This is a genomic window from Thalassoglobus neptunius, from assembly GCF_007859735.1.
Taxonomy (GTDB): domain Bacteria; phylum Planctomycetota; class Planctomycetia; order Planctomycetales; family Planctomycetaceae; genus Thalassoglobus; species Thalassoglobus neptunius.
In genome coordinates this window covers 1,619,841-1,632,613 of sequence record NZ_SIHI01000001.1, presented here as the reverse complement: position 1 = coordinate 1,632,613, position 12,773 = coordinate 1,619,841, and the positions used below count along the sequence as shown (strand labels likewise).

At 52.4% G+C, this 12,773-nt stretch carries 10 protein-coding genes; 4 read left to right on the top strand and 6 right to left on the bottom strand.

Features of this window, described 5'->3' with window-relative positions:
* Positions 1-9: 9 nt before the first annotated feature.
* Positions 10-345 carry a hypothetical protein gene (locus KOR42_RS06565; RefSeq protein ID WP_146508123.1) on the bottom strand — a complete coding sequence of 112 codons (336 nt, stop codon included), beginning with the start codon at positions 343-345 and terminating at the stop codon, positions 10-12.
* Between the two features lie 283 nt (positions 346-628).
* On the opposite strand from KOR42_RS06565, the gene KOR42_RS06560 reads away from it, so the two are divergent.
* Positions 629-1,075 (top strand): DMT family transporter, encoded by a 447-nt coding sequence (locus KOR42_RS06560; protein ID WP_146508121.1) that lies wholly within the window; start codon positions 629-631, stop codon positions 1,073-1,075.
* 120 nt (positions 1,076-1,195) lie between these two features.
* Entirely contained in the window at positions 1,196-2,971 is a 1,776-nt protein-coding gene (locus KOR42_RS06555) for an ArnT family glycosyltransferase (protein ID WP_197440920.1), read from the top strand.
* Positions 2,972-3,084: 113 nt separating this feature from the next.
* Here KOR42_RS06555 and KOR42_RS06550 read toward each other — a convergent pair whose 3' ends face one another.
* The 5 genes from KOR42_RS06550 to fbaA all read right to left on the bottom strand — a co-directional run bounded on the left by KOR42_RS06550 (position 3,085) and on the right by fbaA (position 10,423).
* Positions 3,085-4,392, bottom strand: coding sequence for a diphosphate--fructose-6-phosphate 1-phosphotransferase (locus tag KOR42_RS06550; protein ID WP_146508117.1), 1,308 nt, complete (start codon positions 4,390-4,392; stop codon positions 3,085-3,087).
* Between the two features lie 447 nt (positions 4,393-4,839).
* Positions 4,840-6,237 (bottom strand): ABC transporter permease, encoded by a 1,398-nt coding sequence (locus KOR42_RS06545; RefSeq protein WP_197440919.1) that lies wholly within the window; start codon positions 6,235-6,237, stop codon positions 4,840-4,842.
* A 126-nt stretch (positions 6,238-6,363) separates the two neighbouring features.
* Positions 6,364-7,893: a sugar ABC transporter ATP-binding protein gene (locus KOR42_RS06540; RefSeq protein WP_197440918.1), complete on the bottom strand. Its 1,530-nt coding sequence runs from the start codon at positions 7,891-7,893 to the stop codon at positions 6,364-6,366.
* Positions 7,894-8,025: 132 nt separating this feature from the next.
* Positions 8,026-9,030, bottom strand: coding sequence for a substrate-binding domain-containing protein (locus KOR42_RS06535; protein ID WP_146508115.1), 1,005 nt, complete (start codon positions 9,028-9,030; stop codon positions 8,026-8,028).
* A 352-nt stretch (positions 9,031-9,382) separates the two neighbouring features.
* Entirely contained in the window at positions 9,383-10,423 is a 1,041-nt protein-coding gene (gene fbaA / locus KOR42_RS06530; RefSeq protein ID WP_146508114.1) for a class II fructose-bisphosphate aldolase, read from the bottom strand.
* Positions 10,424-10,716: 293 nt separating this feature from the next.
* On the opposite strand from fbaA, the gene KOR42_RS06525 reads away from it, so the two are divergent.
* Positions 10,717-11,547: a sugar phosphate isomerase/epimerase family protein gene (locus tag KOR42_RS06525; protein ID WP_146508112.1), complete on the top strand. Its 831-nt coding sequence runs from the start codon at positions 10,717-10,719 to the stop codon at positions 11,545-11,547.
* Positions 11,548-11,707: 160 nt separating this feature from the next.
* Positions 11,708-12,646 carry a universal stress protein gene (locus KOR42_RS06520; protein WP_197440917.1) on the top strand — a complete coding sequence of 313 codons (939 nt, stop codon included), beginning with the start codon at positions 11,708-11,710 and terminating at the stop codon, positions 12,644-12,646.
* The last annotated feature ends 127 nt before the right edge of the window (positions 12,647-12,773 follow it).

Below are 12,773 nucleotides of genomic sequence, written 5' to 3'. Positions count from 1 at the left end.
CAAAGTGCTTCAATTCAAAATCTTCACCTGCATGGATGGGGGACGTTCTCGGGCGGTCCGTTCGTACGAAACGATGAAGCTTGTTTTTCCCAGTGACAGCCGGTCACCTGGCATCAATGCCCCGGAAGTGACGCTGACATTATTGACGAGAATCTCTTCAAATTCGCTCGCAGCCCGGACTTCAATTTGTCCTCCAATATCGACCATCTCGCAAACACTGTGAAAGGATTCGTGATGCGTACAAGGGTCGCCTGCAGTATCGACACACAGGAGTGCGGGAAACTGGTCGAACCGCATGACTCTACCTGTCGACTTTCCACCGACTTCATAAAGCCTCAGTCTCATTTCTCAACCTCTTCAATCTTTGGTCCGTCGAGCACATTGACACGGAAAGCACATGTGGTGCCGAACGGGGAGAGACCTTTCGAAACTTTTTGATTCGGACGACAATGTTCACTCTTTCAGGAATTTGAAGGAGCGATCCAGAGATGCGAGTGCGTGAATCTCAAACACCTTCGCCTGATGTTGCGGCAGTGCCCTTCTCACACCTTGATGGAAGCTTTAGGCTGCGACGGAATTCGTTCTCTCAAGAGATTGAAACGTCCATGTTGAATCACGAAAGACCGATGTGAAGATTTTCGCCCTGATGTTCGTGACGGCAGTCGCTGCGTTTGTGATTCCGGTTCAAGCCATCGTGAACGGTCGGCTCGGACAATCTGTTCAGAATCCGTTTCTCGCTGCGGTGATTTCGTTTCTCGGAGGGACGATCGTACTCACAATTGCGCTCGTGATCTGGTCGCGAGGACTTCCCACCGTTCCCAGCGAAACGAGTATTCCCTGGTATCTCTATACCGGAGGACTACTCGGAGCAGTGTATGTCACGACCGTTCTGTGTGTTGTCCCGACGTTGGGGACTGCAAATGTCATCGCGGCCGCGATTGTCGGTCAGTTGTTGATGTCTCTGTTCATTGATCAGCTTGGATTGCTGGGCGTTTCTCAGGAGCCGATTTCTCTGATGAAAGTCTGCGGCGCAGTTCTTTTGATCGTCGGAGCACTCCTCATTCAGCGAGGCTGACTCTGGCTTGTGAAAACAGAGCTTGAGCGAATTTTGGAATTCCGGATATATTCCGATTCTGGACCAATCGTCGTCAAGGAATTGTGACGTCGATCTATTTTCGACTTGCTAGGGATGGCAATGAATCAGTCAATGCGCGACGCAGGGATCATTCTCTTCGTAGCTGGGATTGCGTTTCTCACCAATTTGGGAGGACCGCACCTCTGGGATCGAGATGAACCAAGAAACGCTGGCTGCGCTGCCGAAATGCTCGCTGCAAATAATTGGGTCAAACCGATATTTAATGCGGAACTCCGTGAACACAAACCAGTTCTGACATACTGGTTGATGATGATTTCGTATGCCATCTTCGGGGTGACGGAATTTTCCGCCCGACTTCCTTCGGCGTTGCTTGGCATCGGCAGCAGCCTGCTGACATGGCTGATCGGACGAAGACTCTTCGGTGCCCGTGCTGGCTTGTGGGCGGGAGTGGCCATCGCGACGACCCTGATGTTTGGGGTTGCTTCACGCGCAGCGACTCCTGATGCGCCGCTGATTTTCTTCTCGACGCTGGCGATCGCGATTTACATCGTCGGAACGACTTCGAAGACCGACTCGGAAACGGTCTTTGTGAAAGACTTTCCCGACTCATGGCCAGCGATTCTCGGGATGTATGCGTCGATGGGGATGGCAGTCCTTGCCAAAGGTCCCATCGGTCTTGTGCTGCCGACCGCAGTGATCGGTATGTTTCTGCTCATTCGTCGACTTCCTGAAGGCCAGTCCGATTCGCCTACAACCTGGTCAGCTCGATTTCGAAAACTCGTCGCTCCGTTTGCTCCAGTACACTTCCTGAAGACATGCTGGACGATGAAGCCGATTACCTGTCTGGCATGCGTCGCAGCGATTGCACTTCCCTGGTACTTATGGGTGCATTTCCGAACCGATGGCGAGTGGACTTACGGCTTCTTCGTGAAGCACAATGTCGGTCGGGCCATGAATTCAATGGATGGTCATCGCGGAAATGTTTTGTTTTATCCTGTGACATTGATTGTCGGATTCTTTCCGTGGTCCATCTTCTGGTTGATCACGTTGCTCGACGGGTTGAAAACGATTCGACAAATCAACCGATACGCTTCCGGGTATCTGTTCGCGTTTTGCTGGGTCGGGGTCTATGTGGCTCTGTTCAGCCTCGCGAAGACAAAACTCCCAAGCTACATCACTCCTTGCTATCCGGGGCTCGCGATTGCGACGGGAGCGTTCATCGATCGATGGAATCGCGGCAGCTTCCAGCTTTCCCCAATCTGGTCGCGTCTCGCATTCGGGTCGGTGATGTTTGTCGGGACCGCTGTTCTGATCGGAATTCCAATCGCTTCGAGTTTGCTTGTTCCCGGCGAGATGGTTCTGGGGCTTCTCGGATTCATTCCGTTGATCGGCGGATTGATTGCACTCATTGCTTCAGAACGTCAGCAAATTCCGCGAGCGACCTTCGCTACTGCAGTGACCGCGATCTTGATGTCCCCAGCTGTTTTCGCATTTGCAGCTGAGCGGATCGATCGACATCGCCGGGTCGACGAGATGGTCGATTCACTCTATCAGAACGGATCTCCTGAGAGCGTCGATGTGATCAGCTTTCACAGCCCGGAGTCGAGTTGGATTTTCTATGCGAAGCAGCCAATCGAACGCTTTCGAGAACCAGAAGAGGCTCGCGATGCACTCTTCGGGAAAAACTCTCAAGGGCAAACTCGCGTTCTGATGACAACCACCGACAAGCTGACGCAGCTTCGACCGTATTTGCGGGAGAGCGAAATCGAGATCGATACGATGCCGTTCTTTCTCGAAGGGACCGACATCGCCATCGTTCGGCCAGTCGCGAAACCTGTTCAACAAGCTAAGGCCGAGTCGACGACGATTCGGTAAGTTCGAGCCGCGAATCGAACAGTCAGGCCACGAAAAAAGCAGGAGGACGAAGTTCGTCCTCCTGCCGGAATTCAGCTTCTCATGAGCTGACCGGAGTCAGCTGTTCATCATAATTACGAACGGTCCGCCTGTGGAACATAGGCGCCGAGTTTCTGGCTGGCGAACATTTCTTTTCGAGTGTCCAGCTGAGCAAATCGCAGTCGACCGTCGATCATTGGGACGCTCACCCAGTTGTCTCCGATGAGCGGACGAGCGTATTTCACGAAGTCATCGGTGACATCCGTTCCGCATTCGCTGATCCACTTTGAAGGGAACTTGCGGTCCTTCTCGGCAACTTCGCTGAGCGGAGCTTTGTCGTACTTGACCTGATAGTTGTCCCAGTCGGTGCGAAGAATTGTCGACATGTAGCCATGCTCTCCGGCACCAGCGAGAAGGGCTGCCTTCTGGCCGACGTAGTACGATTCTTCAAGGTCAACGGTCGAGGCGTAAACCATGTCGTTGCGTTGGTGAGTTCCCGGAACGTTGCACCGGGCAGCACCTTTGACGGCGAGACCGCGATCGTTCAACGCATTGGTCAGCATCTGTCCGACTGTGATCTTGCTTGAAGAGAACGTCGGATGTCCGAAGGAATCTCGAACGATGAACTCTTCCGGAATTTCCAGTCCTGTGATGGAAAGTCCTTCGCTGACGACCACAATGGCTCGACCCCGTTCTTTGAGAAGGTTGTTGACGTTCTCATGAATCTGATCGATCGTGACTTCTCGTTCTGCAAGATAGATCTGCAGAGGCATTTCACGATTGGGATCAGCCAGGCGAGCAGCTGCGGGGATGTAACCGATTTTGCGTCCCATCGCTTGCAGCACAAGCACAGGATCCGCCGGACACGAACCGCGATTTTCTTCGTTCGCCTGCTGAATATAGTGAGCCCAGTAGCGGGCAGTGGAACCGTACCCGGGGGTGTGGTCCACCAGTTTGAACTCGCTGTCACCGACATCGTTGTCGATTGTTTTCGGTCCCCCGAGTCCGCACACGTCGAGACCACGTTCGCGAGCCAGGTTGGCGACGGTGTAAGCAGTGTGCATCGAATCGTTTCCGCCGACGTAGCAGAAGTATCCGATGTCGTGGGCTTTGAAGACTTCCATCACACGATCGAAATCTTCGTCCTGTCCCGGCTTCAGTTTGTAGCGGCAGGTTCCGAATGACCCAGCTGCCGGAGTCGTCCGCAGCAAGGCGATTTCTTCGGCCGACTGTTTCGACAGGTCGAGCAGTTCTTCTTTCAGAACGCCTTCAATCCCGTGCCAGCCAGCGTAAACTGTTCCGATTTCGTCCATCTGTCGGGCAGTTTCAACAATTCCACGCACGGTATTGTTGATCACCGCCGACGGTCCGCCCGACTGGGCAACGATCATGTTCTTTGCCATGTTTTCTTTCCGTCTAGACCACTTTTATGGTTTCTCCGCACCCGCCTGAATTCGGTACTTTCGATGAATTCTGCGTTTGCTCGTGCGAATCGCTGAAAACCAGAGATGAAGATGCTCGAGAGCACATTGCTCTTGCCTGTGCACTCGCCTGGACTGGTTAAGATGTCTTTCGTCCAGTTTGCTCGTGCGAAATTGTGCAGACCATTTCGAAAAATGCCCTGCCTCCGCATGCTCAGAGTCGTTGACTCCGGTTTTCACGAATCCTAACGAATGTCGAGACCGATGTGAAATGGACCCAGTCGCCGTTCGAACATGTTGGGACGATTGATGTTAACGCGACGGGTTGTGTCGATCTGCGAGGAAGACCTCCCCAAGTTGCGTGAGAGAATCAGCGAACGTCATTGACTGGTATTCATTCTCACAGAGGCCGAATGGCCCTCGATCGACTCATCGGCGTTTCTTGAATTGATCGATCACGACCGCCCCGAGGATGAGGAGTCCGAAGACAACTTTCTGTTCGTAGCTTTTGACTCCGGCCATATTCAGGCCGTTTTGAATGACAGCGATAATCATGGCACCGGTTAACGTTCCGAAGATCCGTCCCTCTCCGCCTGCCAGACTGGTCCCGCCCACGACCACCGCTGCGATCACTTGAAGTTCGTAGAGTTCGCCAGCGTTCGGGCGTCCTCCTTCGAACCGGGACGCGTCGACCACACCCCCGATACCCGCCATTGTCGCGCAGATGGCATAGACAGCGATGAGAACTGCAGTCACCGGCACTCCAGAAAGTCTGGCTGCCTCTGCGTTGCCGCCGACAGCGTACAAATACCGACCGAATGCGGTGTGCCCCATAATGTAATGGGCGAGTCCATAAAGCCCGAGCATCAACAGGATCGGAATAGGGATCGAAAAAATCTCTCCGTTGCCGAGCGCCGAGAACGATTGAGTGGTGATCTTGATTGCTTCCGGAGTCCCTTCAGTGGTGCCGCCACTGAGATAGCTTTGATATCTGACAGCGAGAATCAGCGCGACTCCTCGGGCAATCATCATCGCTGCCAATGTGACGATAAAAGCAGGCACTCGGAAAAACGTGACCATCACTCCATTGAACAGTCCGCAGAGCAGGCATGCGAAAACGCCGAGGAAGGCACAGAACGCCATTGTCGTGACAGACGCATCGGCTCCTCCCAGACTTTGGAGGGCAATGGCAGTGACGACAGCGGAGACAGCAAGAATGCTTCCGACCGAGAGATCAATTCCGGCGGTAATGATCACCATCGTCATTCCAATGGCGATAATCGCAACGTCCGCATTCTGATTAACGACGTTTAACAGATTTTCTCGAGTCAGAAATGTCGGCCAGTAGTAACTGTTCGGGATAAACACCTCAACGCCGGAGAGTGACGGATAGATCTCCTGATGTTTGGCGAGGTTGTCTTTTCTGATGGGGCCGAATTGAGCGCCCGCGTGATGGGTTGCGATCGCGCCCAAGCTTGTTCCCGCAGCCCCAATTTCTTCCATCGTTTTCCGAAGATCCGCCGGAGAACCCGATATCGTGTCCAGGACTTCGACCTCGTTCTTTTGCAGTTGTTTCTCAAGAGCGGTTGCGAAGAGACGATCTCCAACGGTGTTTCGAATGACGATGAGAACGCTTTCGCCCGGACTGATCGATTCGGAAATTGTGTTGGCAACTTCAATTCCGGCAGCTTCAGAAATGGGTTGCTGTTCCCCGTATGTCATGTAGCTGTAATAAGCACAAAGCAGAATCAGCACGAAAACGGAGCCGTAGTTCGCCACGAAATTCGAACGGAGCAGTCGATCCAGCATTTGTGATAGAGCTTTCATCTTCTTGAGTCTTGAGAAGCGTTTCCGTTCGAACTCCGTTCAACGTCGGTAAGTTTTCATGAACGGCTGGCTCGCGAGTTTTGCCACTGACTTGCAGCGATCAATCAACAACATGGTCGATATGATCTATCGAATCGCGAGATCCATAATCTGGACCTGTGTTGCGTTTTCGACATCCGTGATTTCGCCGGTGAGACGTCCTTCGTGCATGACGAGAATTCTGTCAGCCATTCCGAGGACTTCGGGAAGTTCACTGCTGATCATGAGGATGGCCTTGCCTTCTGCAACAAGTTGATTCATCAGCTGATAGATTTCGTACTTGGCACCGACGTCGATTCCTCGCGTTGGTTCGTCGAAAATCACAACCTCGCTCTGACGCTGAAGCCATTTCGCCAAAACTACCTTCTGTTGATTTCCGCCAGAAAGTGTTCGGGCTGGCTGGTGAATGTCAGCAAGTCGAATGTTCAATTGCTCGCGATATTTGTGGAATGCGTCTTTTTCACGCTCGGACTGGATTGCGGTCCACGAAGTCATTTGCCCGAGGTTCGGCAACGAAAAATTGTGCAACACGGATTGATTGACGACGAGGCCCTGCGACTTTCGGTCTTCCGTCAACAGACAAATTCCGGAGGCGATTGCTTGTCGCGGATTGCGGATCGTGATCGGTTTTCCATGGAGTGAGATTGTTCCAGCATCGAGGGAATCTGCACCGAACAGCAATCGCGCCACTTCGGTTCGTCCCGATCCGATGAGCCCGGTAAGTGCGACGATCTCACCCTTTCGGACGGAGAGTGAGACATCTTTCACTTTCGGGCGTCGCGTGAGTCCAGTCGCTGAAAGGGCGACTTCGCCAATGTTTGAAGTTCGTTTGGGGAACTCCTGATCAAGGGTTCTTCCGACCATTTGTTCGATCAGTCTCTCACGAGACCACTGAGCGGTTGGGCCAGTTGCGACGTGTTTGCCATCGCGGAGAATCATGATTCGATCGCAGATTTCGAAGATCTCGTTCAGCCGATGGCTGATGTATATGATCGCGATTCCCTGACTTTTCAATTCGCGGATGACTCGAAAAAGGCCCTCGACTTCTTGAGGAGAAAGGGCAGCGGTCGGTTCATCCATGACGATCAGACGCGACTGCACCAAAAGTGCTTTTCCGATTTCTACGAGTTGCTGTTCTGCAACTGTCAGGTTTTTGCACGGCGTCTCGAACGGGATTTTCGCTCCGAGTTGCTCGAAAACTTCTCGAGCGCGAGCGGTTTCCTGGCGTTGATTGATGCCCCCTAAGAGTGATGACTCTTGGCCGAGAAAGAGGTTTTCGGGGACAGTCAGCGACGGGATGAGATTGAACTCTTGATGGATGACTCGGATGCCTGCCTGCGCAGCTGCGGCCGGTTTTCCGGATTGCAAACGGTCTCCATCAATGAAGATCGCTCCGGAAGTGGGAGGGTGGATTCCGCACAAGATTTTCATCAACGTGCTTTTGCCAGCCCCGTTCTCTCCCAGCAGTGCAAGGATCTCTCCTTGTGCAAGGCTGAGATTCACATCTTCCAGGACACTGACCGAAGCGAAGGATTTTCCAATCCCTTCCATTCTCAGCAACGGCGAAGCGAGTTTGTTTGCGTGATCGGTCATGAATTCACTGGTGGAATCGACCACTTTCATGGTTTCCCGGAATTCGCCTGAATCGGTTTCGTTCGACGATTTTTTGTCGAGCTTCCATTCTCCGTGCGAATTGGTTCAATCAATTTGGGTTCAGCCCGCGAAGAGTTATTCGCGGACATCGGTCGATCACTGCAAATCCGGGTCAGAGTCGGCATCCTGTTTCCGATATAACTCGGTCGGAATCAATTGGACGCTTTCAAGCGTTTCTCCGTCGAAGTACTTGATGACATTCTGAACGGTCACCTCTCCCATTTTTTCCGGGAACTGGATCGGATCGGCATAGATTCGGCCATCTTTGATCGCCTGCTTCCCTTCTTTCTGTCCGTCGAACCCAATCACTTTCACTTGGTCAGCCCGGTCGGATTGTTCGAGTGCGGTGCATGCTCCGAGTGCGGAGGGATCGTTGATTGCGAAAATTCCCGCGAGATTCGGATGTTGTTGAAGCGCGTCCAGAGTCGCAGCAAACCCTTCGTCTCGCAGCCCGCCTCCTTCGAGTTCCGCGACGATCTCAATTTTTCCGTCCGTGCGATCCGTATTGTATTCGTTGATTTCGTCCACAAATCCTCGGACTCGTTCGACACAGGAGTTCGCTTGCTTGAAATGCAGGACAAGGACTTCTCCGCCGTATTCACCGAGTGCTTCGATCATCGCTTGTCCGGCAAGGCGTCCTCCTTGATAGTTATCTGTGCCGATATGAGAGGTGATGTCGACATCTTCCGCGACGCACTGCAAATCACAGGTGAAGACGGGAATGCCAGCTTCGTTGGCTTTTTTGATGGCTGGACCAATCGCAACGCGATCCGCAGGATTGATGACAATTGCGGTGACACCTTGGGCGATGTAGTTGTCAATGTGCTTGGACTGCGTGTTGACATCCCGTTCCGCATCATTGACGAGAACGATAAATCCGTGCGACTTGCCCGCTTCTGTCATGCTGTCGGCGATGACCTTGAAGAACGGGTTCTTCAGCGTCAGTGCACTGAATGCAATCGTTCCTCGAGATTCGGCAGGAACTCCCGTTGTGCCTTCACTTTCGACTTCGGTCTCGGGCGGAGAAGCTTTTTCTCCCCGACAACCAATTGTAAGGCACACACAGCAGAGGATGAGAACCAATGACCAACGGAGATTCATGAAAACCTGCTCCAGAAACGCTCGGATGAACACAGCGACAAGATTAGATGAAAATCCTCGATGCATCCACCAACTTTGATCATCAAGTGACGCGCATGAAAAACCCCTGCCGATTTTGCGTCCGACAGGGGCCGTTTTTTTCAGGAATCGCGTCAAATGTTGGAGTTGCGGAGCTTCCCCAACAGGTTCTCACAATTTGCCGGTGAAGAACTTGCCGCCGAAAAGCTTGCAGGCGAAAAACGTTCTCACGAGTTGGTTCCCGGATCTTCGCTCAAGTGACGATGCAACCGGATGATCACGAAAACAAATTGCCTGACCGTGCAAATTGCGGGAATTCAGTAATTGCGATTCTCTAGACTTTTCCGCAGATGGTTTTTCCGACCGAGTGCAGATCTTCGCATGCCTGCATCAGTCTGTTCGCCACACCTTCTTCAGCCTTCTTCAGGTAAGAGCGTGGGTCGTAGACTTTCTTGTTTCCAACTTCTCCGTCGATTTTGAGAACTCCACCGTAGTTGGAGAACATGTGATCGACGACTGGACGAGTGAACGCGTATTGCGTGTCGGTGTCGATGTTCATTTTGACGACGCCGTATGCGAGAGTCTCTTCGAGTTCGTGACGAGGAGTTCCCGATCCGCCGTGGAAGACGAGATCAAATTCTGCGTCTTTTCCGTATTTTGACATCACAGCTTCCTGTCCACTTTTCAGGATGTCTGGACGCAATTGAACGGAACCGGGCTTGTAGTGACCGTGAACGTTTCCGAAGGTCGCTGCGAACAGGAATCGGCCGATGGAACTGAGTTCCTCGTGAACTTTCACCATGTCTTCTGGTGTGGTGTAAAGCTTATCGTCGGGAACACTTTCCATGCTCGCACCGGCAGCACCATCTTCTTCACCGCCAACAACACCTGCTTCGACTTCGAGAATGATCTCGTTTTCGGCACAAAGCTTGAGCAGCTCTTTTGAGAGCGCCATGTTTTCTTCGAGTGGCAAGTTGGATGCATCGAGCATGTGCGACTGGAACAGGTTTCCGTTTCCAGCAGCTCGACGTTCTGCGGTCGCCTGGATCAATGGTTTCAGGAAAGCGTCGACAGAATCCGGGGGACAGTGGTCGGTGTGCAGAGCAACGAGCACATCATAACGTTCTGCGAGTCGGTGGCATGCTTCCGCCAGAACGATCGAACCCAACACGTTATCGCCCACATTCAAGCCGGAAGCGAACTTCCCGCCGCCGGTCGACATTTGAATGATTCCATCAGACTTTGAATCCGCAAAGCCTTTGAGGGCAGCATTGAGGGTGACGAGCGAAGTGATGTTGACGGCAGGATAGGCGTAATCACCCTCCTGGGCGGCATCGAGCATCGCGGCATATTGTTGAGGTGTTGCGACAGGCATTGGTTTGGCTCCGAAAGGTTGAAATGAGTTGCGGTTCTGTCACAAACGACGTGAAACTCGCAGTGGAAATGGTCTCAATGATCAAGATTCCGATCGAAAGTGTCACAGGGAGATATGATTTCGTCCGGGTCGAATTGATCGCCTGAAGGGCCTTTGCAATTCGAAGCGGTCGATTCTGAACCTGAAACTGCGGATACGGTTCGTCTTGGTCGCCGAAACCGCTATGTTAGTGACCCACGGCGAATGTCTCCAAGGATTTGACCGCATCAATCTTCTCAATCAAGCGAAATCCGATGCAACTAGGACTGATCAACTCCGCATGGGCGCAAACCGGCCTCGAAACCGGATGGGGAATCCGCAAAACGAAGGAGATCGGTTTCGATTGCATCGACATCTTTACCGATCCGCTCGAGATCGACCAGAAAGAGCGGCAACTTATCAAGTCTGAATGCGATCAGGCAGATTTGCCGATTCGCTCGATTTGCTGCGTCGCGACCGGTCTGATCGATTTCAATCCCAGCGTTCAGCAGTTTCATATCGATCGCTGTAAGAGTTTTCTCGAACTTGTCAGCGAATATGAAGCAGACAACCTGCTTCTGGTGCTCGGGGAATACATCTGGAATCAGGAAGTCATTCCTCCTGAGGAGCAGTGGCAGTTGGCGGTCGAAAGCTGTATGGAACTGGCACATACCGCTGACCAGCTTGGAGTTCGCATCGCTCTGGAGTTGGAACCGTTTCCGCTCTCACTACTGAACAGCGTCGACAGAATGGCTTCCTTCGTCGATGAAGTGGATCACTCTGCTGTCGGCGCCAATATCGATATTTCCCACATGCACCTGGCTGGTGAGGAACCTTCGAAGTTGAGAAAACTCAAAGGTAAGGCAATTCACGTCCATATTTCAGATTGTGACGGCAAGAAACATGGCGACTTGCCGCCCGGACATGGTGTTGTCGATTTCATCCCCTACCTCGAAGAGATTCGTGACCTCGAAATCGATGGAGCGGTCTCAATCGAACTGGAGTATTCGCCGCAGCCAGATAAGATTGAAGAGTGGGTTCGAGATGCTTACGAGTCCACAGATCGATTGATGCAGCAGGTAGGATTAAGAACGGAAACATCGTGACCATGAAATTCTAAATCGTCTGCGAATCTGGTGATGACAAACTCGCGCGTCGAAATCGACTCGTGATTGATTAGGAGCGGGTATCGTCGGCTCGTCCCTTTCCACGGATTAATGACTCATCGCGTCAATGACTTTCGAGTCGAAAGATAAAGATCACGGCATGCACAGCATCAAAAAAATCCTTGTCGGTGTCGATTTCAACGAGCAAACCGGTGAACTCCCCTTGCCGACTCGAGAAGCCATTTCCAAGGCGATCCGCATCGCTGCAGAAACCGGCTCCGAGTTGACGTTGATGTCTGTGCTGTCGGAAGACACCAAGTCAAGCGACCTCGTTCTCGAAGAACTAAGTCAGTTGGACCCTCATCAGATCGTGAGAGATCAGCTCAAACCGTACCTGGAACAGTGTGATTCCAAGAACGTCCAATGCCGAACAAAGAATTGCGTGGGACGCGCCTGGCAGGAATTGATCAAGGAAGTTCTCCGGGAAGACATCGATCTGCTGATCATCGGAACACGCGAAAAGACGAGTGCGCAAAGCATGCTTTACGGGAGCACCGCCCTCAAGGTGTTACGCAAGTGTCCTTGCCCGGTCTGGGTGACGCGGCCGGATGTGACTCCGTTCGACGACTTCATCATTCTTGCGGCAGATGATCTGGGTGAGACAGGCAAGAGAGTTCTCGAGACATCTGTGGCGATCGGCCAACTGATGAGTGCTCGGCTTGTCGTTGTTCACTCTGTCGATTTCCCGTTCGAAGGTGCGTTGAAACGGACCGAAGTCAGCGTTGAAGAAATCGATAAGTACAAGGAAAAAGTTCGTTCCGAAGCAGAGAAAGCTGTCAACGAACGGCTCGCTCAAACGGACTATCGGACTCTCGAAGCTGGTACACGTGTCGTGATTCGATCTGGCCCCGCTGACACTGTTATCGATCAGGTTGCGGAAGAAGAAGGGGCTGATCTGCTTGTGATGGGAACAGTCGGTCGCGGAGGAATCCCCGGATTTTTGATCGGCAACACCGCTGAACGACTTCTGAGAGAACTTCGATGTTCCGTTCTCGCGCTGAAGCCAGACGGATTCGTCTGTCCCATTCGCGTCGACTGAAGTTTCGCTCCGACGATTTCCTGTCTGAAGCGATTTGACCGAGGATTTGTCGCCGAGATTTTCGACAGTTTGGTCAACGGAAATCGGCGAATGGAGTTCCGTCTTTCTTTGAAATTACGCGATCTGT